At 63.2% G+C, this 20,786-nt stretch carries 24 protein-coding genes and 1 pseudogene; 7 read left to right on the forward strand and 18 right to left on the reverse strand.

The genetic code is table 11. From position 1 onward, the window contains the following. Entirely contained in the window at positions 1 to 240 is a 240-nt protein-coding gene (locus M4J39_RS03030; RefSeq protein WP_251726318.1) for a DUF2007 domain-containing protein, read from the reverse strand. 237 nt (positions 241 to 477) lie between these two features. Here M4J39_RS03030 and M4J39_RS03035 point away from each other — a divergent pair, with 237 nt between their 5' ends. Continuing rightward, entirely contained in the window at positions 478 to 1,434 is a 957-nt protein-coding gene (locus M4J39_RS03035) for a polyprenyl synthetase family protein (RefSeq protein ID WP_251726787.1), read from the forward strand. Between the two features lie 64 nt (positions 1,435 to 1,498). Here M4J39_RS03035 and cobT read toward each other — a convergent pair whose 3' ends face one another. Continuing rightward, positions 1,499 to 2,521: a nicotinate-nucleotide--dimethylbenzimidazole phosphoribosyltransferase gene (gene cobT / locus M4J39_RS03040; RefSeq protein WP_251726319.1), complete on the reverse strand. Its 1,023-nt coding sequence runs from the start codon at positions 2,519 to 2,521 to the stop codon at positions 1,499 to 1,501. Positions 2,522 to 2,625: 104 nt separating this feature from the next. Here cobT and M4J39_RS03045 point away from each other — a divergent pair, with 104 nt between their 5' ends. The 3 genes from M4J39_RS03045 to M4J39_RS03055 are packed head-to-tail and all read left to right on the forward strand — an operon-like array spanning position 2,626 to position 3,966. After that, a complete protein-coding gene (locus M4J39_RS03045) occupies positions 2,626 to 3,447 on the forward strand; it encodes an adenosylcobinamide-GDP ribazoletransferase (protein ID WP_251726320.1) in 822 nt (273 codons plus the stop codon). Positions 3,448 to 3,452: 5 nt separating this feature from the next. Continuing rightward, on the forward strand, positions 3,453 to 3,650 hold the full coding sequence (locus M4J39_RS03050) for a DUF1289 domain-containing protein (RefSeq protein ID WP_371875372.1): 198 nt from the start codon (positions 3,453 to 3,455) through the stop codon (positions 3,648 to 3,650). 4 nt (positions 3,651 to 3,654) lie between these two features. Next, a complete protein-coding gene (locus tag M4J39_RS03055) occupies positions 3,655 to 3,966 on the forward strand; it encodes a hypothetical protein (RefSeq protein ID WP_251726321.1) in 312 nt (103 codons plus the stop codon). On the opposite strand, the gene M4J39_RS03060 is transcribed toward M4J39_RS03055, so the two are convergent. After that, positions 3,967 to 4,944, reverse strand: a complete 978-nt coding sequence (locus M4J39_RS03060; RefSeq protein ID WP_251726322.1) for a bile acid:sodium symporter — start codon at positions 4,942 to 4,944, stop codon at positions 3,967 to 3,969. A 19-nt stretch (positions 4,945 to 4,963) separates the two neighbouring features. Next, entirely contained in the window at positions 4,964 to 5,950 is a 987-nt protein-coding gene (gene dusA / locus M4J39_RS03065) for a tRNA dihydrouridine(20/20a) synthase DusA (RefSeq protein WP_251726323.1), read from the reverse strand. Between the two features lie 148 nt (positions 5,951 to 6,098). On the opposite strand from dusA, the gene arsC reads away from it, so the two are divergent. Then, positions 6,099 to 6,530, forward strand: a complete 432-nt coding sequence (gene arsC, locus M4J39_RS03070; RefSeq protein ID WP_251726324.1) for an arsenate reductase (glutaredoxin) — start codon at positions 6,099 to 6,101, stop codon at positions 6,528 to 6,530. A 28-nt stretch (positions 6,531 to 6,558) separates the two neighbouring features. On the opposite strand, the gene M4J39_RS03075 is transcribed toward arsC, so the two are convergent. The 10 genes from M4J39_RS03075 to gatC all read right to left on the reverse strand — a co-directional run bounded on the left by M4J39_RS03075 (position 6,559) and on the right by gatC (position 14,961). After that, on the reverse strand, positions 6,559 to 7,236 hold the full coding sequence (locus M4J39_RS03075; RefSeq protein WP_251726325.1) for an orotate phosphoribosyltransferase: 678 nt from the start codon (positions 7,234 to 7,236) through the stop codon (positions 6,559 to 6,561). 187 nt (positions 7,237 to 7,423) lie between these two features. Beyond that, a complete protein-coding gene (locus tag M4J39_RS03080) occupies positions 7,424 to 7,690 on the reverse strand; it encodes a sel1 repeat family protein (protein WP_251726326.1) in 267 nt (88 codons plus the stop codon). 257 nt (positions 7,691 to 7,947) lie between these two features. Further along, complete coding sequence (locus M4J39_RS03085) at positions 7,948 to 8,268, reverse strand: PilZ domain-containing protein (RefSeq protein WP_251726327.1); 321 nt, start codon at positions 8,266 to 8,268, stop codon at positions 7,948 to 7,950. A 255-nt stretch (positions 8,269 to 8,523) separates the two neighbouring features. Continuing rightward, positions 8,524 to 9,231 carry a glutathione binding-like protein gene (locus tag M4J39_RS03090; RefSeq protein WP_251726328.1) on the reverse strand — a complete coding sequence of 236 codons (708 nt, stop codon included), beginning with the start codon at positions 9,229 to 9,231 and terminating at the stop codon, positions 8,524 to 8,526. Positions 9,232 to 9,328: 97 nt separating this feature from the next. Then, complete coding sequence (locus M4J39_RS03095; RefSeq protein WP_251726329.1) at positions 9,329 to 9,625, reverse strand: hypothetical protein; 297 nt, start codon at positions 9,623 to 9,625, stop codon at positions 9,329 to 9,331. A gap of 64 nt (positions 9,626 to 9,689) precedes the next feature. After that, a complete protein-coding gene (locus tag M4J39_RS03100; RefSeq protein ID WP_251726330.1) occupies positions 9,690 to 10,553 on the reverse strand; it encodes a flagellar motor protein MotB in 864 nt (287 codons plus the stop codon). Positions 10,554 to 10,671: 118 nt separating this feature from the next. Further along, positions 10,672 to 11,451 (reverse strand): MotA/TolQ/ExbB proton channel family protein, encoded by a 780-nt coding sequence (locus M4J39_RS03105; protein WP_251726331.1) that lies wholly within the window; start codon positions 11,449 to 11,451, stop codon positions 10,672 to 10,674. Positions 11,452 to 11,659: 208 nt separating this feature from the next. After that, complete coding sequence (gene gatB, locus M4J39_RS03110; RefSeq protein WP_251726332.1) at positions 11,660 to 13,138, reverse strand: Asp-tRNA(Asn)/Glu-tRNA(Gln) amidotransferase subunit GatB; 1,479 nt, start codon at positions 13,136 to 13,138, stop codon at positions 11,660 to 11,662. Positions 13,139 to 13,152: 14 nt separating this feature from the next. Then, a complete protein-coding gene (gene gatA / locus M4J39_RS03115) occupies positions 13,153 to 14,628 on the reverse strand; it encodes an Asp-tRNA(Asn)/Glu-tRNA(Gln) amidotransferase subunit GatA (protein ID WP_251726333.1) in 1,476 nt (491 codons plus the stop codon). A 45-nt stretch (positions 14,629 to 14,673) separates the two neighbouring features. Beyond that, positions 14,674 to 14,961: an Asp-tRNA(Asn)/Glu-tRNA(Gln) amidotransferase subunit GatC gene (gene gatC / locus M4J39_RS03120; protein ID WP_251726334.1), complete on the reverse strand. Its 288-nt coding sequence runs from the start codon at positions 14,959 to 14,961 to the stop codon at positions 14,674 to 14,676. Positions 14,962 to 15,403: 442 nt separating this feature from the next. Between gatC and M4J39_RS03125 the strand changes: the two genes are divergently transcribed. Both M4J39_RS03125 and ruvX read left to right on the forward strand, forming a co-directional pair. Continuing rightward, entirely contained in the window at positions 15,404 to 16,291 is an 888-nt protein-coding gene (locus tag M4J39_RS03125) for a diguanylate cyclase (protein WP_251726335.1), read from the forward strand. 70 nt (positions 16,292 to 16,361) lie between these two features. Beyond that, a complete protein-coding gene (gene ruvX, locus M4J39_RS03130; protein WP_251726336.1) occupies positions 16,362 to 16,856 on the forward strand; it encodes a Holliday junction resolvase RuvX in 495 nt (164 codons plus the stop codon). Positions 16,857 to 16,870: 14 nt separating this feature from the next. On the opposite strand, the gene M4J39_RS03135 is transcribed toward ruvX, so the two are convergent. From M4J39_RS03135 to M4J39_RS03150, 4 genes and pseudogenes are all read right to left on the reverse strand, one after another. Further along, on the reverse strand, positions 16,871 to 17,197 hold the full coding sequence (locus tag M4J39_RS03135; RefSeq protein WP_251726337.1) for a lipid-A-disaccharide synthase N-terminal domain-containing protein: 327 nt from the start codon (positions 17,195 to 17,197) through the stop codon (positions 16,871 to 16,873). Then, on the reverse strand, positions 17,190 to 17,945 hold the full coding sequence (locus M4J39_RS03140; protein ID WP_251726789.1) for a glycosyltransferase family 2 protein: 756 nt from the start codon (positions 17,943 to 17,945) through the stop codon (positions 17,190 to 17,192). Before M4J39_RS03140 ends, M4J39_RS03135 begins: the two co-directional genes overlap by 8 nt. Positions 17,946 to 18,155: 210 nt before the next feature. After that, positions 18,156 to 18,788 (reverse strand): annotated as a pseudogene (locus tag M4J39_RS23010) (phosphatase PAP2 family protein); the annotation flags it as partial. Positions 18,789 to 18,798: 10 nt separating this feature from the next. Further along, positions 18,799 to 20,499, reverse strand: a complete 1,701-nt coding sequence (locus M4J39_RS03150) for a glycosyltransferase family 39 protein (RefSeq protein ID WP_251726338.1) — start codon at positions 20,497 to 20,499, stop codon at positions 18,799 to 18,801. Between the last annotated feature and the right edge of the window lie 287 nt (positions 20,500 to 20,786).

The raw sequence follows: 20,786 nt of genomic DNA on the forward strand, positions 1-20,786 counted from the left end.
CTACCGTCCCGCTTTAGGCACCGGGCGCAACTCGTGACCGAGACCTGCGTCTGTGACGAGGCGCCTCGCACGCTCGGAATCGTCTGCATCAATCAGAACGCGGCGGGGGAACGCACCAACCATTCCTTCGAGGGCGCTCATCGCCTGATCGGCAACGAAATAGTCGATATCGGCCTCCTTCAGCAAAGCCTCGACGAAGGAGATGATCACCAGATCGTTGGTTCTTATCAATTCTTCCATGAAACCTCCGGAAATGCCGGTGGCCTTCCCCGACGGGATTGGACATTATCCGCTTGGCGGCCTAATGGTCACCCAATTAATCTTTCTTGCGCGGGCACCGACTCGTGACGGGAAGCGTTGTGGATACAACCGGCGACAGGCCGGGCGAACGGTTTCGGGAGTGAAGGTTTGAGCTCGGTCGCACCTCAGCACAGCAACGCTCCGGCGGCACCGCGCGAGAAGTCGATCGCGCCACTTATGCAGCTCGTCGACGCCGACATGCAGCGGGTCAACCAGATGATCCTCGACATGGCCGCTGCCAACGCCGAGATGATCCCGGAGATCGCCCGCCACCTGATCGATTCCGGCGGCAAGCGCCTGAGGCCGATGCTGACGCTCGCCGCCGCGCTTGCCTGTGGCTATCAGGGCGACGGGCATGTTAAACTGGCGGCCACCGTCGAGTTCATGCACACGGCAACCCTTTTGCACGACGATGTGGTTGACGAGAGCGAGCTTCGGCGCGGCAAGCCGTCGGCGCGCATGGTCTGGGGCAACCAGGCGAGCGTGCTGGTCGGCGACTATCTGCTCGGCCAGGCCTTCCGCACCATGGTCGAGGTCGGCTCGCTCGACGCACTGGCGGTGTTGTCGCGTGCCGCCGCCGTGATCGCCGAGGGCGAGGTGCTGCAGCTCGTGGCCGCCAAGCACCTGTCGACCAGCGAAGACCAGTATCTGCAAGTGATCAACGCCAAGACGGCGGCATTGTTCTCGGCGGCGACCGAGGTTGGGCCGATCATTGCCGGCAGTTCAGCCGAAGTGCGCACCGGGCTTGCCGAGTATGGCACCCAACTCGGCCTTGCCTTCCAGCTCGTCGACGACGCACTCGACTACGGCGGCTCGTCGATGACGCTCGGCAAGAAGGTCGGCGACGACTTCCGCGAGGGCAAGGTGACGCTGCCGATCCTGATCGCCGCCGCCCGTGGCGGCGACGCCGATCGCGAGTTCTGGCAGCGCACCATCGAGCGCGGCGAGATCGAAGACGCCGATCTCGACCGCGCCATCGAACTGCTGGCGAAGCACCAGGCCATCGCCGCCACCGTCGAACGTGCCCGCGCCTACGGCGACAAGGCGATCGCGGCCCTCGATGTTCTCGACGAAAGCCCCTACCGGGCAGCGCTGGAAGACGTCGTGTATTTCTGCGTCAGCCGGGTCAGTTGACCCCTAAGACATAGGATTAGAAAGTCTGGGCAAGGTACTGTCCAGACTTTCTTTTATCTGGTTACTACTTGTTGGAGACGCCAGCTTCGGCAAAGGTCGCCATGCCCGAATGAACATCCGCGGCCGCGCGAATGATCGAACCGGCGATGGCCGCGCCCGTTCCTTCGCCGAGGCGGAACCTCAGGTCGACGATGGCTTCCTTGCCGAGACGGGAGATGACGTCACGGTGGGCGCCTTCCACCGAAGCATGGGCGATCTTAACATGGTCGATGGAGTGCGGGTCAACGGCGTGCAGCACGGCCGCCGCGGCGGTGACGACATAACCGTCGACGACCACAGGTATGTTCTGGTGCCGGGCGGCGATGATGGCGCCGGCCATGGCGGCTATCTCCCGCCCGCCGACCCGGCGCAGAACCTCCAGACCGTCACGCTCGCCCTTGCCGAGGCGATCGACGGCAGCAGCAACCGCATCGCGTTTGCGCGTCAGCCCGGCGTCGTCGACGCCCGTCCCGCGACCGATCCAGTCGGACGCCTTGCCGCCGTAGAGCGCGTGGTAGATGGCGGCGGCGACGGTGGTATTGCCGATGCCCATTTCGCCGAGCATCAGGAGATCGGTGCCACCGGCCACCGATTCCATGCCGAAGGCCATGGTGGCGGCGCAGCCGGCCTCGTCGAAGGCGTCCTCTTCGGTAATATCCGGCGTCGGCACTTCCAAGGCCAGCTCGAACACCTTCAGCCCATAGTTATAGCTCTTGCAAAGCTGGTTGATGGCGGCCCCGCCAGCCGTGAAGTTGGCGACCATCTGGAAGTTCACCTCGACCGGAAAGGCCGATACGCCCTTGGCCGCCACGCCGTGGCTGGCAGCGAAGATCGACACCATCGGGTGGCGCACTGCCGGCCGCTCCACCCGCTGCCAGGCCGCCAGCCACTCGGCAAGCTCCTCCAGCCGGCCGAGAGACCCGAGCGGCTTGGTGAGTTGGGCATTGCGCGCACGAACGGCGTCGACCGAAGCCTCGTCCGGTCCCGGCATCGAACGGATCAACTCGCGGAAATCGTCGAACGGCAGACCGGACATCGAGGGGATCATATCTTCGTCTTTCTGATTGAACTGGACGCAACAAGTCTGGATTTAGTGCCACATTCGTCGCAATACCGCGAAACGACACAACATTTAGCGGCGTCACGCTATACATGACTCGCACGCCGGCCTACAAACGAAGAATGCTGCGTGACGAACTCCTCCACCGCCTTGCCGATCTCGGCGCCTCGCTTCGCTTCTTCTCGCGCCTGCCCGTGCCACAGCTCGGCCGGCGGGACGACACCGGCGCCCTGCCCGACCTGCCACGGGCAGCGGCGGCGGTGCCATTTGCCGGCTTCCTGATTGCATTGCCGGCGGCCCTCATCGGGCTTGGAGCAAGCGCGGCTGGGCTGCCGGATCTTCTCGTCGGACTCCTCGTCGTCGCGGCACTGGTCGCGCCCACCGGTGCGCTGCACGAGGACGGCCTCGCCGACAGTGCCGACGGCCTCATTGGCGGCGCCTCGGCGGAAAAGCGGCTGCTCATCATGAAGGACAGCCGCATCGGCACCTTCGCCGGCCTCGCGTTGGTTCTGTCGACGCTCGTTCGGGCGAGCGCCTACGGAGCGCTGTTCCTTCATCCGGTCGCGGGCCTCTTTGCCGTGTTGGGTGGTGGTGCCCTGAGCCGCCTTTCCATGACCGCGCTATGGGCGGCGTTACCCAATGCCCGCCCCGACGGCCTTGCGGCGCGGCTCGGCCAGCCCGACCGCCGATCGGTGGCGATTGGCGCCGGCGTGACGGTTCTGCTTCTGTCACCGCTGCCAGCGTTGGTCGGGGCGCCAGCCGTTCTCCTCGGCATCGCCTTTGCCGCGCTTGCCGCGCTTGCCTTCGGCGCTCTCGCCCGTGAGAAGATCGGCGGACAGACCGGCGACATTCTCGGCGCGACACAGGTTCTCACGGAGGCGGCGTTCCTGATCGGCCTCCTGATCGGTAGGTGATGGCTATGGTGGAGACGCCCTGCGTCAAGGTCTGTCGAATGCTCGAAGGCGGCAGCCTCTGCCGCGGCTGTGGCCGTACGCTCGACGAGATCGCCCGCTGGACGTCGATGAGCTCCGAAGAGCGAAGGGCGGTCATGGCGGGCCTTGCGGAGCGGTTGAGGCAAGCCGACATTCAGGACAATGCATCCCGATCGGAGGCCTGAGCCCATGCGGCACCCCGTGCTCTATGTCGCCGTGGCGATCCTCGTCGTCGCCACCGGCGTTCTGTTGATTTTCGGCGGGTCTGGCGACGTCGCCGGACTGGCTCCGGCTCAGTTCGCCAATGTCGCCTATCTCTCGATCTTCGCCCTGCTGATCGGCGCTTCGCTCGCCCTCGGACGGCACAGGGTCAACGCGCGGCTCTGGCACATCGCGGTGTGGCTCGCCATTTTCCTCGCGCTTGCCGCTGGCTACCGCTGGTTCAACCAGCCGTCCACGGCCTTCGTCCCGAGCGAGAGCGCCCCTTCCACGGCGATCTGATCAGTCGGTCACCCGCTTCGCAAATCGCGCCGCCAGCACGCTGACGATCACCAACTGCAGGAAATGAAAGACCATGATCGGCGCCACGATCAGGCCGATGGCGGCGTTCTGGCCAAACATCACCGGGGCCAAGGGCACGCCGGTCGCCAGCGACTTCTTCGAGCCGCAGAACTGGCAGGCGATCCGATCGCGAATGTTGAAACCCATCATGGCGCAAACGCCGTTCATGATCAGATAGACCACCAGGAACAGCACCACCGAGGCAACCGCGATTTCCACCACGACCATAAGATCGTTGGCGCTCCAGACACCCGCGGCCACGGAGTCGCAAAAGGAGTTGTAGACGATGGCCAGAATGGTGGAGCGGTCGGCGAGCTTCACCCAGAAGGCATTGCGATGTGCCCACTCGCCAAGCCACCGCCGCGCGATCTGGCCGAGCACGATCGGCACCAGCACCAGCATCACCACCTTGAGGATCACCGGCAACAGCGGCATGTCGATGCCGTTGCTCTTCATGTACCAGCTCATCAGGAGCGGCGTGACGAAAACGCCGAGGAGGCTCGATAGTGAAGCATTGAAAACGGCCGCCGGCACGTTGCCGCGTGCGATGTTGGTCATCGCCACCGAGGACGACACGGTGGACGGCAGCGCCGCCACGTAGAAGAAGCCGAGCCAGAGATCCTCCGAGAAAGCCCCGGGAATCAGTGCCTTTGCGGCCAGAAGCAGCACCGGGAACAGCACGAAGGTGGCGAACTGCACGCAGATATGCAGCCGCCAGTGCAACACGCCCGCCCTCATTCGCTCCGGCGACAACGTCAGGCCATAGAGAAAGAACACCACCGACACGCCGTAGGTGGTGACATACTCGAAATGCAGAGGCCCGCCGCTCAAGCCGGGCGTCGGCCAGATCAGCGCAAGCGCCACCATAAGGACGAGGCCGACGAGGAAGTAATCGAGCTTTGGCAGGCGGCGGAGCACGGTAGGGAGCTTTCGGGTGTCAGGCGGCCTTGCGGCGGGCGAGCGCATCGAGGGCCGCATCGATCACCTCGAGGCCGGCGCCTTCCTTGACGCCCCCCTCGGTCAGGATGCGGCGCCAGGCGCGAGCGCCGGGAACCTTGTGATAGAGGCCGAGCATGTGTCGGGTGAAGACCGAGAGCCGCCCGCCGGCGGCGAGATGGGCTGCGATGTGGGGCCGCATCCGCTCCACCACGGCAAACGGGTCGGCATCGTCGGTCGCCGCGCCATAGACGAGCCGGTCGACCGAGCCGAGGAGAGCCGATTCCTGATAGGCGGCGCGCCCCAGCATGACCCCATCGAGCGTCTTCAGAAGATCGAGAGCGGTATCGAGGTCGTTAATGCCACCATTGATGCCGATGAACACATCGGGATAACGTGCCTTGAGACGGCGGACGCGATCATAGTCGAGCGGCGGAATATCGCGGTTTTCCTTGGGGCTCAGCCCCTTCAACCACGCCTTGCGCGCATGCACCCAGAGCGCGGACACACCGGCGGCAATCACCGCGTCGGCGAGCTTGTCGAGCGCCTCCTCGGGGTCCTGTTCGTCGACGCCGATGCGACACTTGACGGTCACCGGCACGCCGACCGCCTGGCGCATCGCCGCGACGCAATCGGCGACAAGCGCCGGCACCAGCATCAGACAGGCGCCGAAACGGCCCGACTGCACGCGGTCCGACGGACAGCCGACGTTGAGGTTGATCTCGTCATAGCCCCAGTCCTCGCCCACCTTGGCGGCAAAGGCCAACTCGGCCGGATCGGAGCCACCGAGTTGAAGGGCAACCGGGTGCTCCTCCGGATAGAAACCCAAGAGCCGCTCGCGATCCCCGAAACGGATCGCCGCCGTCGTCACCATCTCCGTGTAGAGCAGCGCATGCGCACTCAGCTGCCGATGGAACAGGCGACAGGCCCTGTCAGTCCAATCGAGCATCGGCGCAACGGCGAAAACGGGGGCGGCGTAGTGGGTCATCGGGTCCTTTCAGATTGTTTCCGCTCCCATAAGCCAAAAGTCTCAAAAAGACGAGGGACTGCCGAGTTCAAAAGCGCGCGACGGGCGGCAAATCGTTTCGGTTGGCGGCAAGGGTCGGTATAACGGCACAGATCAACGGAGACCCGACATGCCCGTCACCGACGTCGTCATCTTTCACAATCCCGACTGCGGCACATCGCGCAACGTGGTCCGTATCATCGAGGCGGCGGGCTATGCGCCTGTCGTCATCGAGTATCTCAAGACCGGTTGGACCAAGCCACAGCTTCTCGCGCTGTTCGCCGCCGCCGGCATCGCCCCTCGCGATGCGTTGCGTGTCAAGAAGTCCCCAGCCGCCGAACTCGGCCTCACCGACCCCTCTGTAGCAGACGAAGACATCATCGAAGCGATGATCGCTCACCCGATTCTCGTCGAGCGGCCCATCGTCGTGACGGCCAAGGGCACCGCGCTCTGCCGGCCGAGCGAGCAGGTGCTCGACCTCCTCGATCGTTGGCCGCCCGGACCCTTCGCCAAGGAAGACGGCGAACTGGTGATCGACGCCGAAGGAAAGCGGGCCGGATAGACGGGGCGTCCATCGCGTCCCGATCTTGTCATCCCTCGAAGGAAGCCCTGCCCCCATGCGCCGCCGACCACTCGGCCGGGGCATGCAGGAACTTCTCGACTTCCGCCAGCATCGCCGCCGGAAAGCGGTTCGACGCCTTGGCTTCGGCCAGCACGTCCCACCAGGTGGCAAGCGCGTGCAGCGTGATGCCGTCGGTGGCCAGCACCTCGATCGAGGACGGGAAGATGCCATAGTGGAAGACGACGAAGGCATGGCTCACCTTGAGGCCTGCGTCACGCATGGCCTTGGTGAAGATCAGCTTGGAACGGCCGTCGGACGCGAGATCCTCCACCAGGATGGCGCGGGCGCCTTCCTTGACGTCGCCCTCGATCTGGGCATTGCGACCGAAACCCTTCGGCTTCTTGCGCACGTAGAGCATCGGCAGTTCGAGGCGATCGGAAAGCCAGGCGGCAAAGGGAATGCCCGCCGTTTCTCCACCCGCCACGGCATCGAGCGACTCGGCGCCGATCTCCGACAGGATGATCTCCTCGGCGAAGGCCATCAGCCGCTTGCGCAGGCGCGGGAAGGAAATGAGCTTGCGGCAGTCGGTATAGACGGGGCTCGCCCAGCCGGAGGTGAAGATATACGGCTTTTCCGGGTTGAACTGGATGGCCTCGACCTCCAGCAGGAGGCGGGCGGTCTCGCGGGCGATGAACGACTTGTCCATGGGCTGTCCTCTGGCTGATTTGCCCGGCCATAGCACAGCTTCCCCGCCCTGTCCTGCCCTTCGCGGTGCCAATCATACGAAACGGCGGCCCTTCCCCAAGGGAAGAACCGCCGTCAGTTGCCCTCAACCTCGGGCACGTAACTCTCAAGTCTTGCCGCGGGGCCCGTTCCGGGGCCGACCGCGTCGATCAATGCAGCGAAATCCACTCGCGCGCTTCGCGCTGGGCAGCGGCGATCTCAACCGAAGACATTTCGTCGGCGAGCTCGCGACGGTAGCGGGCGGCACTTTCGGAACCACGGAAAGCGGCGATGTTGAACCACTTGTGGGCCTCGATGAGGTTCTGCTCCACATCACGCCCAACCGCGTACATCACGCCGAGTTCATAGAGGATGTCGCTGGTGGCACCGGCGCCGCCGGCCAGTTGATCGATCGAGTTCAGTTCAAGACGAGCCATGATCATTTTCCCTGTTCTGTATTCTCCGAGGTCTTCCGCCTCGTATCTTCGTGTTCCGAAGATGTGATCATGCTGCGCCAATTGATTAAAAAGCAGATTAAATTGCAGACTTAACAAGCAGCAAACAAAAACTGAATGGAATGTTATGTTCAGGAGATATCAACCATCGAATCCGCCATTTTCGGGGAACACGGCCGTCCCGACAGGAACGCACCCCAGACGTCGCGAAACCTTCCGGAAACCACGATCAAGGATGGCTATATCGATAGATTGAAGCAGAGCCCCGCCGCTTTGCCGCGTACCCACATCACCATGCCGTTGAGCGACATCTTCTGCTCGGGGATGTTGATGACCACCGTCTCGCCCACGGAGAGCTGACCATCGGTATTGTTGACCCGGCAGCCCCCCACACTCATGTCTTCAACGATGCACTCGCACGTATATTTATTGTGCTGCACGGTGGCGAGCAGGAAACACCTAGCTCTCTTGTAGCGCCGGCCATCCCCAACGCGAACATTGGGATTGCGAAGTTGCTTCAGAACATCCTGCATATGCAGCGAGTTTTGAGAGGCCGTCATGCCTGCACTCCGTCGCGACTGCCAGGTAAGGCAATAACAATAACACGACGGGATATTTATTCATAATGACTCATAAAATACATAAAATGTGAACGATTATCTGCCAACCGCCCGCATGTATGAGCCATTCACAGTTCGATGAAACCGCCTCGGCATCTCCGGGACTCCGAGGCGGCATACAACTTTAGTCGCGCGCCTTGCTAAAGGTGGCCGATCATCCGCGGCTTGCGCGAATTGAGCGCACCGAGACGGTCGTTAGCGAGCCCGCTGGTTGAAAAGCACCTTCTGCGCTTCCTTGTCGTCGGCAAGATTGCTTGCCGGCGTCGGCGCGGTAATGGCGAGCGCCTTAGCAGTGGCAGGGCGGTTTGAAACCCGATCGATCCAGGCCATCACGTTCGGAAACTCTTCCGCCTTTATGTCCTGGCGTTCCCAGCCGCGCGCCCAGCCGACACAAGCCATGTCGACGATGGAATAATCGCCGCAGATGAAGTCCTTGCCGCTGAGCTGCTTTTCGAGCACGCCATAGAGGCGGTGCGTCTCATCCCTATAGCGCTTGATGGCATAGGGAAGCTTCTCAGGCGCATAGAGCGCAAAGTGATGGTTCTGACCGAGCATCGGTCCGAAGCCGCCCATCTGCCACATCAGCCACTGTTCGACCTCGACACGGCCGCGCTCGTCCGACGGATAGAACTTGCCGAACTTGCGGCCGAGATAGAGCAGAATGGCGCCGGACTCGAATACCGAAATCGGCTTGCCGTCCGGCCCTTCGGGGTCGACGATGGCCGGCATCTTGTTGTTGGGCGATATCGCCAGGAAATCCGGCTGGAACTGGTCGCCCTTGCCGATATTGATGAAATGCAGATTGTAGGGAACGCCGAGCTCCTCGAGCATGATCGTGATCTTGTGGCCGTTCGGCGTCGGCCAGTAGTAGAGGTCGATTGGTTTGGTCTGGGTCGCGGTCATCGGCTTCTCCTCACCCGTTTCCGTTATCGGCTTAGGGCGGGCCAGCATATTTGCTGCCCGTGCCGGCGAAAAGAGGCGGGCGATGAACTCGGCGTGTTCAGGTCGGCGGAGCGATCGCCTCGCTTTCAACGACGACCCCGATCTCCAAACCGTCGCGCCTGATAATCCGCACATGGTAGCGCCGATGATCCGCTTCGTCCTCAAGCTCCAGGTCGAGCGGCAGCGGCCGCATCTCGGCAAGAACCAGCTTGGCGCCTCTCGCCGAACGGTCGCGGATCAGGCAGTCGGCGAGCCGTAGGCCATCGCGGCTCCGGAGAATGCCACCTCGGAGTCGCGTCCTGTGGCGATCTTCCCGGCGACGATCACCGGGCTCGGACGAGGATGAGTCGGTCATGAAGAGGCCCTGTCGGAGTAGATCCGACGGAGACTCCAATCGCTCGCTTGCCTCAACCTTGCGGTCAGAACGGACTCTCGCTCGGTAGGGCCGGTGCTTCCTTGAGCAGCACGAGCTCGATGCGGCGATTGCCGGATAGGAAAGGATCGTCGGGGAACATCGGATCCTTGTCGGCGACGCCGATCACCTGGGCTAGGCTGCCCGGCCCGAGGCCGAAGCTGCCGAGGATTTCCGCCGTGGCAAGCGCCCGCTTGGCGGAAAGCGCCCAGGCGGCGCCACCGGGAATGGCCATGTCGCCAGTCGATTCGGTATGCCCGATAATCTGAAGCCGGCCCGGCAACTGCTGGATGACCGGGGCGATGCGCGACAGCAGGATCTTCATGCGGTCGGTCGGTTCGCTCGACTGCGAGGCGAACATCGGCCGACCATCCTGATCGATGATCGAGATGTGCAGGCCGTCCTCGGTGACGTTGAGGATGATCTGCTTGGAAAGCTCGGCGTAGTCGGGCAGGTCCTGCAGCGCCTGCCGTAGCGACTCCGACGCCGTCAGATACTCGCGCGGCTTGCTCTCGGCGGCCTTCTCGAACCGGTTGGTGTTCACCTCCGGTCCCTGCTTCTCATACTGATCGTTGAAGTCAGTGGCGAATTCCACCGCATCCGACAAAGACATCGGTTGAACGTTGCGCAGATACTTGCGCTCCGGCAACCCGCTCTGCTCGATCATGCCGGCAGGGCGCTGCACCGACTGGTAGCCGAAGGCGTCGCGCATCGAACCGGCGGCCTCGTGCAGCTTCTGCTCGTCCTGGCTGGAGAAGGACACGATCATCACGAAAAGCGCCATCAGGAGAGCCATCAGGTCGGCAAAGGTGATGACCCACGGCGCTCCGCCGTGTCCGCCACCGCCGCCGCCCTTCTTCTTGCCGCTCATCCCGCCGTCCTTCCGCTTTCCGATTGCCCCGAGTCCCGATCGTCGAAACGCCGATCCAATCTCTCGCCAACCCACCGGATTCCCCAAGGGACCGGAATCGAATTCTCCGTCCGAAGGGTCAGGCGGCTTCCTTGCCAGCTTCCGCCTTGGCCCGGTGCTTCAGCGGCAGATAGGAAAGGAGCTCCTCATGCACCTGCTTGGGGCTCTTGTTCTCGCGAATCATCAGCACCGCGTCGATGACCATCGACTGGACTTCCGCCTCGTGATTGGCCCGGTTCGCCAGCTTGTCGGCCACGGGAGCCGCGACGACATTCGCAACAACCGCCCCGTAAAGCGTGGTTAGCAGCGCGATCGACATGGCCGGACCGATCTGCTTGGGGTCGGACATGTGAGCGAACAGCGACACGAGGCCGATGATGGTGCCGACCATGCCCATGCCCGGCGCAGCCTCGGCGATCTTGGCCCAGGCGGTGTGCCCCATGTGCAGACGCTCGTGCTGCAAGTCGCGCTCGCGCTCGAGAACGTGCTGGATGGTTTCGCCGGAATAGCCGTCGGCGATCATCTGGATCGCCTTCTGAAGGAAAGGCTCGTCGATTTCCAGCTTCTCAAGGCCCAGAGGGCCTTGCTTGCGCGCCACCTCGGCGATTTCGGTCAACTGGTCGAGCAGGTGGAAGGTATCATGCGTCTTGTACATGACGGCTTCCTTGAAGCCGCCGAACACGGCCACAGGGAAGGTCTTGAGCGTATACCGACCGAGCATCGCAACCAGGGCGCCGACGACCACGACGACGGTGGCCAGAAGGTTCATGAACATCATGATGTTCGAACCTTCGAGGATGACGGCTACATAGAGCACGGCAAAGCCGCCGAAAACGCCTAGAAGGGTTGCAATATCCATCGATCGCTCGGGCTGGGGGGAATGAAACGGACTGTACGGCCTACGCCGCGGAACCCCAGCCTCCTGACATTAACGATGGTGCCGATAAGGCAGGCTTAACGAACAGGGTTAACCAAACCTTCCGCCACATGACAAAAAGGCGGCCCGTAGGCCGCCTTGAAGCAAATTGCCGTTTGCGGAGGGCAGCTTGTGCCGCCCTCGTCGACGCTTATTCGATTCCGAGCTTGGCCTTTACGAGATCGTTGACCGCCTGCGGATTGGCCTTGCCGCCGGTGGCCTTCATCACCTGGCCGACGAACCATCCGCTGAGAGTCGGCTTCGCCTTGGCCTGTTCCGCCTTGTCGGGGTTGGCGGCGATCACCTCGTCGACGGCCTTCTCGATGGCGCCGGTGTCGGTGACCTGCTTGAGGCCGCGCTCTTCGACCAGCTTCTTTGGATCGCCACCTTCTGTGTAGACGATCTCGAACAGGTCTTTGGCGATCTTGCCCGAGATGGTGCCGTCGCCGATCAGGTCGACGATGGCGCCAAGCTGATCGGGCGTCACCGGCGACGCCTCGATGCCCTTGCCATCCTTGTTGAGGCGGCCGAACAGCTCGTTGATCATGAAGTTGGCAACGGCCTTGCCGTCACGCTTCTTCGCCACCAGCTCGTAATAGTCGGCCGAGGCGCGTTCGAGCGTCAGCACCATGGCGTCATAGGGCGTTATGCCGTAGTCGGCGACGAAGCGGGCCTTCTTCTCGTCCGGCAGTTCGGGAAGGTTGGCCTTCAGCCCCTCCACCCAAGCGGGATCGAGCTCAAGCGGCAACAGGTCCGGATCCGGGAAATAGCGATAGTCGTGCGCCTCTTCCTTCGATCGCATCGACCGCGTCTCGCCCTTGCCCGGATCGTAGAGCCGGGTTTCCTGGTCGATCTTGCCGCCGTCCTCGATGATGCCGATCTGCCGGCGCGCCTCGAACTCGACCGCCTGGGCAGCGAAGCGCATGGAGTTGACGTTCTTGATCTCGCAACGCGTGCCAAGCGGGTCGCCGGGCTTGCGCACGGAGACGTTGATATCGGCACGCATGGAGCCCTCTTCCATGTTGCCGTCACAGGTACCGAGATAGCGCAGGATGGTCCGAAGCTTGGCGAGATAGGCCTTCACCTCCTCCGACGAGCGAAGGTCGGGCTTGGAGACGATCTCCATCAGAGCCACGCCCGAACGGTTGAGGTCGACGAAGGACATGGTCGGGTGCTGATCGTGGATCGACTTGCCGGCATCCTGCTCAAGGTGCAGCCGTTCGATGCCGATTTCGACGACGCCCTCGGGCATGTCGAGCAGCACCTTGCCCTCGCCGACGATCGGCTGCTTGTACTGGCTGATCTGATAGCCCTGCGGCAGATCCGGATAGAAGTAGTTCTTGCGATCGAACACCGAGTAGAGGTTGATCTCCGCCTTGAGACCAAGGCCGGTGCGGATGGCCTGCGCAACGCACTCTTCGTTGATCACCGGCAGCATGCCGGGCATCGCCGCGTCGACGAGCGACACGTGCATGTTCGGCTCGGCGCCAAAGACGGCCGAAGCGCCGGAGAACAGCTTGGCGTTGGAAGAGACCTGGGCGTGCACTTCGAGGCCGATGATGATCTCCCAGTCGCCGGTGGCGCCCTTGATGAGCTTCTTGGGGTCGGGGGTGCGGACTGCCATGTTCATGTTCTTCTCTCCCCTTACCACCACTGCTTCGGCGTGAATGTTCCCACGGCCTTCTCGATGGTCGAACCGAGTGTGAACAGCGTCTCCTCATCGAACGGCCGGCCGATCAACTGCAGGCCGAGCGGCAAGCCTTCGGCGGAGAGCCCGGCCGGCACGGCGAGGCCCGGCAGGCCGGCCATGTTGACCGTCACGGTGAAGACGTCGTTGAGGTACATTTCCACCGGATCGGCATCGGCCTTCTCGCCGATTCCGAAGGCGGCCGACGGTGTCGCCGGCGTCAGGATCGCATCGACGCCCGCGGCATAGACGGTCTCGAAGTCGCGCTTGATCAGCGTGCGGACCTTCTGGGCGCGCAGGTAGTAGGCGTCGTAGTAGCCGGCCGACAGCACGTAGGTACCGATCAGGATGCGGCGCTTCACCTCGGCGCCGAAACCGGCGGCGCGGGTATTCTCGTACATGTCGATGATATCCGAGCCCGGCACGCGCAGGCCGTAGCGGACGCCGTCATAGCGAGCGAGGTTCGACGACGCCTCGGCCGGCGCGACGATATAGTAGGCCGGCAGCGCGTATTTGGTGTGCGGCAACGAGATATCGACGATCTCCGCGCCCGCCTCGCGCAGAATGTCGATGCCCTTCTGCCAGAGCGCGTCGATCTCGGCCGGCATGCCGTCGAGCCGGTACTCCTTGGGAATGCCGATCTTGAAACCCTTGACCGACTTGCCGATGGCGGCCTCATAGTCGGGAACAGGAAGGTCGACCGACGTCGTGTCCTTGGGATCCACCGAAGCCATCGACTTCAGGAGAATGGCCGTATCGCGAACGTCGCGCGCAATCGGCCCGGCCTGATCGAGCGAGGAGGCGAAGGCGACAAGGCCCCAGCGCGAGCAGCGTCCATAGGTCGGCTTGATGCCTGTGGTGCCGGTGAAGGCGGCCGGCTGGCGGATGGAGCCGCCAGTGTCGGTGGCCGTCGCCCCCAGGCAGAGACGCGCGGCGACAGCCGCCGCCGAACCGCCCGACGAACCGCCCGGAACCAGATTGACGTCCGAACCGTTGCGGCGCCACGGATTGACCACCGAGCCGTAATGGCTTGTCTCGTTGGAGGAGCCCATGGCGAACTCGTCCATGTTGAGCTTGCCGAGCATGACGGCGCCATCAGCCCACAGGTTGGCGCTGACCGTGCTTTCGTAAGTAGGCTCGAACCCATCGAGGATGTGACTGCAAGCCTGGGTATGGACGCCCTTGGTGGCGTAGAGATCCTTGATGCCGAGCGGCAGGCCTTCGAGCGCGCCGGCCTTGCCCGCCGCGATGCGCGCGTCGGAGGCCCTGGCCATGTCGCGCGCCTTGTCCGGCGTCTCGGTGACATAGGCATTGAGTACGCGCGCTTTTTCCATGGCGGCGAGATAGGCGTCCGTCAGCTCGACGGCGGTGAAGGACTTGGCCTTCAGCGCATCGCGCGCCTCGGCAAGGGTAAGTGAGGTGAGATCGGTCACTGCGGAAATCCCGAAAAATCGTAAGAAGCCAGCGTCCGGTGGGAGTTACTCGACCACCTTGGGCACCAGGAAGAAATTGTCCTCGGAGACAGGGGCGTTGGCGGTGACGCCTTCCGCATCCTCGCCATCGGTAACGACGTCCTGCCGGCGACGCATCTTCACGGAAACCACGGAGGTCATCGGCTCGACGCCGGAAATGTCGACCTCGTCCAATTGCTCTACGAACCCGAGGATGGAATTGAGCTCATTGGTCATGCGCTCCGCCTCGTCATCGGTGACCTTTATCCTGGCGAGACGCGCAACGCGGCGCACGGTAGCCGTATCCACGGACATGTAGATTCCCTCGAACAGACTGGAATGTCCCGCGTATAGCACCGGTCGCGGTCGGGAGCCACCCGCTTCCTCGTACCGCCGATACGGCATCGGCCAAATTGCCGATCATTCGGCACTGAGTCGCAAGTTCCGGCGCCCCACAACCCAAAAGGGAGACCATAAACCGGAACCGGAGCAGTTCGCCCTTCCGGGCGCCTAGCAACCCGGTGTCTCGGCCTTCGAGAGTCGCTGCCCTCATAACATATTGATCTATACGAATATTTTAATCTGACCTCTAGCCATACAGTTCTTTTGTATGAAATCGTCTTTGCAAAGTTCTGCTTTCTGAACCGCGATTGGCGGGAATCCGTTGTTTTTTCATTGATGAATTCGACAAAAGCGGTCTATGAGTTCCCCGCTTTTCGAGGCGATCTTACCTCTAATCAGGTATACCAAGCGTATCATGCACATCGTGCTCGTCGACGGCAGTCGAACCGGACTGATGATCCTGCAGAGGATGCTTGAACCTCGTGGTGACGACGTCGCTTATTTCACCGACGGTCGCGAGGCGCTTCAGTACATCCAGTCGACACCGCAAGCCGAAGTGCTGATTACCAGCTTCGAGATTGGCGGCGTTTCAGGCACCGAGCTTTGCTGGGAGGCGCGCCTTATCGCCGATGCCGGGCGACCGCTCTACGTCATCGGCATGTCCGCCTCCAACGATGCGCAGCACTCCATCGGCGTGCTTGACGCGGGCGCCGACGATTTCATGTCCAAGCCGCCACGCCAGGACGAACTCAACGCCCGGCTGCGGGTCGCCGAGCGAACGCTGATCATGCAGCGCCGTCTCATAGAAATGGCAACCGTCGACCCCCTGTCGGGGCTTTTCAATCGCGGCGCCTTTCGCCAGCGGTTCGATGCGGAAATTGCCACCGCCGAGGTCGGCGGAACCTTTTCGCTCATTCTGTTCGACATCGACCACTTCAAGCATATCAACGACATCTACGGCCACGACGTCGGAGACGAGGTGATCCGCAGCGTAGGAACGCTCCGCGTGCCGCCGGACGCACATTTTTCCCGTATCGGCGGCGAAGAGTTCGCGGTGATCCTGCCCAGCATTCCCGTCGAGGGTGGCGTTTCGGTCGCAGAGTACCTGCGCGAACAGGTCAATGCGCTCGCCATTGAACGCGGCGACAATACCATTCGGATCACCGCCAGTTTCGGCGTCGCCGAGTTTCGGCCGAGCGACACGGTCAACGATCTCTATCGGCGAGCGGATTCCGCCCTCTATCAGGCAAAGAACACCGGCCGCGACCGCGTTTCGGCCACGTCGCCGGAAATCGTCTCCTGATTCCGGCGCCGCGACTTGGGCCGGCGCGCGGGGCATGGTAGGGAATGCCCCGCATGACGAGGCAGAACCAATGACCGTGACCGAAGATCCCGTTGCCTTTGTGGCGACCTTGCAACCGGGGCGACGTCTGCTCGGCCTCGATCTCGGCACCAAGACGATCGGCGTCGCCCTTTCCGACGAGCGCTTCCTCATCGCAACGCCCTTGGTGACCCTTTCCCGCGTCAAGTTCGGCAAGGATGCCACTGCCTTGATCGAGCTCGCCGACAAACATGATGTCGGCGCCTACATCCTGGGCCTGCCGATCAACATGGACGGCAGCGAGGGACCCCGCGCCCAGTCGACGCGCGCCTTCGCCCGCAACCTTGCGCCGCTTGACGGACGCCCCCTGTTCTTTTGGGATGAAAGGCTCTCCACGGCGGCCGTCACCCGCACGCTTCTGGAAGCGGACACATCGCGTCGCCGACGCGACGAAGTTGTCGACAAACTCGCGGCGAGCTTCATCCTGCAAGGGTTCCTCGACCGCCTGCATCTCGCCGCGCGCGCCGACGATCCTCGCCGGCTTTAGGAGCGCCTACCCGATCACTCCGGCCGCGCGCGTTTCGTCGACTTTCGGATCAGCATCAGGTTGCGGATGTAGATGAGAAGGCCCAGCCCCTGCCCGGCGATGAACACCGGGTCCTGCCGGGCGATCGAATAGACCAGCAGAAGAAAACCGCCACCGAGCGAAAACAGCCAGAAGGCAACCGGAATCACCGAAGCCTTGGCTTTCTCCGAGGCGAGCCATTGCACCACGAAGCGCATGGTGAACATGGCCTGGGCGACAAAGCCGAGGATCACCCAGAAATCGAGCTGCTTGACGAAAACGTCGTGAAGCCAGCCGGCGAACTGCGCGAAGAGATCAGCCATTGTCGTTTCCGATTTCCGAGGCAACGGGAAGACGCTTGATGCGTCGCTTCAGCCACCAGACGCCGAAAAGATCAAGGATGCCCTGCAGACCGCGATCGAAGATTCCGTAGTTGGACGCGCCGTGCATGCGCGACCGATCGACCACGTCGAGATGGGTGACGCCATAGCCTTCGCGCAGGACCAGCGCCGGCAGGTAGCGGTGCCACCCGTGGAAGAAGGGCAGCAGCAGGAAGATATCGCGTCGCACCGCCTTGAGACCGCAACCGGTGTCGCGCGTCGCATCCTTCAAAATGGCGTTGCGCAGCCAGTTGGCAAAGCGCGAGGCATAGCGCTTGGCAGGCCCGTCGGTGCGTTTGAGACGCTGCCCGGCGGCAATGCCCACCGACGGACCGGCCGCGACAAGCGCATCGACCAGCTTCGGAATGTAGGCGGGATCGTTCTGGCCGTCGCCGTCGATCGTCGCGACGATCTCGCCCCGCGCCGCGAGCACGCCCGAGCGGACGGCTGCCGACTGACCACAAGCTTCGGCATGACGAATATGGCGAACAGGCCTGCCTTCCGTCTTCCAGGCCGCGACGGCGGCGCCCGTGCCGTCGGTCGAACCGTCGTCGACGACGATCACCTCGAAGGCGCGGCCAGCCATGGCCTCGAAGATCTCCGGCACGATGACCGCGAGATTGTCCGCTTCGTTGCGGGCGGGAATGACGACCGAGACAAATCCCGTCTCGGAAGGCTTCGGTACGATCATGCTGGTGACTCCGACCGGATGCGCGCTCGTCGCGGCGTCCGGCAACCCGGCTCCTGAAGAATGAAAAACTGGAACGATGCTTTGCCTGCTTATGGCAAGACGCAGCCGCGTCAACAAGGCCCTGCCCTCGCCGGAGATCATGTCGATCCGAAGGCGAAGTGGCAGCGGCAGTCCACTTTCCGAAAGGTGAAACAGTCGGCCCCGCCTGGCGAACCAAATGGCCACGAACAGCGTGCCCCAGGCGCCAAACGAAAGGCCGGCGACCACGTCCGAGACACGGTGAGCGTTCACCATCACCCGTGACGCGCCGATTGCGAGGGCAAACGGCCAAACCACAACGGCAAGCGGCCGCCACAGGAGCGTGAGCGACAACGCGAAGGCCGCCGCCGTTGTCGAGTGCCCGGAGGGGAAAGCGGCGTGCGATGGACGGAAGGCAAGAAACCGCACGACCCGCTCGCCCTCGACCGACGGACGCGAGAAGCCGAGCGAATACTTGACGATCAAGACGGCAATGCCGGTCGCCGCGATCGACGCGAAAAAGAACAAGACCATGTTCTGCAGCGTCGCGAAGCTCCCCGGAGGGCCGAACTTCGGGCGATTGAGGTAATGGAGCAGCAGCACCGCGAGGCCCGAAGGAATAAGCATCCAGTCCGATTGTCCCAACCGCGACAGCAAGGGCCAGATGGGTGACGGCTGCCCAGCGGCCATAACCCAGGCGCGCGCCCCTTCGTCGAAACGGCTCGCCACGATGACGACGAGCACCGTCATGAGGCCGGCCAGCCAGAGCGCCGTCTTGACGACATCGGGATCGCGCCAGCGGGCCGGCCGCTTGTTGATCAGCATGACCCGCTCCTCACGGCTTCGAAAACAGCAGCATGGTACGGAGCTTCATACCGTTGAGATTGCGGCCCTTGATGGTGGCAGCCGGTTCCGGCGCTGCCTTGGCATCGCCGAGCGCCGTCAGGAACTCGCCCTTTGCCTCTTCCGCGACGATGGCGACGGCGCATTCGTGGGTTCGGAAGGATTCGGCGGCGCCCGACGCGCCTGTCCGAAGAATGCCCGTACCAAGACGGAAGACGGTGCTCGGCTCGCCGTAGCCCACGATGGAGATCGCCGGCGCCTCGCACTGGCGGGTGGCTGCCACGGCGTCGGCCAGATCGTCGCTGAGCCAGATCTGTCGCGCCGCCGGCAGAAGAATGACGTAACCGAGCAGCATCAGGCCACCGGAAGCGGCAATCGTCGCCGCGAGACCGGCCCCAAGACGCCCCGAAGCCAGCAGTCGGCTCGCCATGAAGCCGAGGCCGCCGACGACAACCGCGCCGACAAGGCCCTGCCAGCTCGCATATCCCTGATAGATGAGAAAGGCGACGTTGAGTCCGAAAGCGACCAAAAGCGACCCGACCGCTAGGAAGGCCACCGAAACGCGCCATCCGCGCCGCGCAACGCCAAGCCCCCCGCCATCGAGAAGCAGGCCGATCAAGACCGCCAGCGCCGGCATGAAGGGCAACACGTAGTTGGGCAGCTTGGTGGCAACCGCCTCGAATACGATCCAGCCGGGCAACGCCCAGGCGATCAGGAAGAAGATCGCCGGCTCGCGTCGCGTTTTCCAGGCCTGAACCACCGCCAGCGGCGCCAGAACCGACAGTGGCCAGAACGTACCGAGCGCAACGAGCAGATGAACGCCCGGTGGCGCACCATGCGATTCCTGTCCGGAAGCGACCTTACCGAGCATGTCGCGGCCGACCGCCTGGGTGAAGAAGGCGCCGCCCGAGATCCAGCCGATGGCAATCAACCACGGCAAAGCGAGAAGCAGCATCCAGACGATGCCTTTGAGCGGCGACAGCGAACGCCAGAGAGTCGTCGATCGCTCCCTGGCCGAAACGGCAAGAATCGTGAGGCCGGCGACCAGCGGCGTAATCGGCCCCTTGATCAGGATGCCGATCCCCATGGCCGTCCAGAACAGGGCGTTGCGCGGGAACGATTTCGCCCTCGCCTGATCGACATAGGCGCGGGCCAACGCGAACTCCGCGGCGAGCACCGTGGCGCACAACATGGCGTCGGTCTTGGCGATGCGCGCCTCGAAACCGATGAGCATCGTGGAGGCGGAAAGAAGGCCTGCAAACAATCCCGCCCGCGTCGTGCCAAGCGTGGCGCCGATGCCGTAGGTGAAAAGCACCATCAGCACCGCGCCGATCAGGGACGGCAGGCGATAAACCCAGAGTGGAGCGTCGGCGGCATAGCCCGAGAGCTCGGCGGTCGCGGCCTGAATCCAGTAGATGCCGACGGGCTTCTTGTAGCGAGGTTCATCCTGGAAGCGAATGTCCACCCAGTCGCCCGTCTCCAGCATCTGGTGGGAGGCCTGCACGTAGAGCGCCTCGTCGCGATCAGTGAGCGGCAACGAGGAAATGCCGGGGGCAAGCAGCGCAAGCGTGACAAAAGTCAGGGCGAGGAGATTGACGAGATGCGAACGCGCAAACTCCCATCCCTTTCGGGATGCCGACGGCGCAACTGATGCCCCGTCTTCGCCTGGCTCCTTATCGCTGTCGTTGTCCATGCATCGAAGTCCGCCGTGGAAGCCCGCTGTCGGGCAATACGCGCGCCTCTTATCACGGAACGCCGCGTCTGGGCATCACACTTGCGCAACCCTCCGCCGCAATCGGGACAATGTGGGTAGCGACGACGAAAAGAGCATGTTCGTCATGAACCGGTTCCCAAAGTCGCCTCAATATGGAAGCATGTCACCCAAGTGGTCCGACTCCGGCATTTGCTTTCCGACATCGCGCTCGGATCAGGTGCGGGAGTTCCAGGGCCAGCAAACAACCCGCTGCTCCCACCGGAGTC

This window comes from Pleomorphomonas sp. NRK KF1 (assembly GCF_023721755.1).
Taxonomy (GTDB): Bacteria; Pseudomonadota; Alphaproteobacteria; order Rhizobiales; family Pleomorphomonadaceae; genus Pleomorphomonas.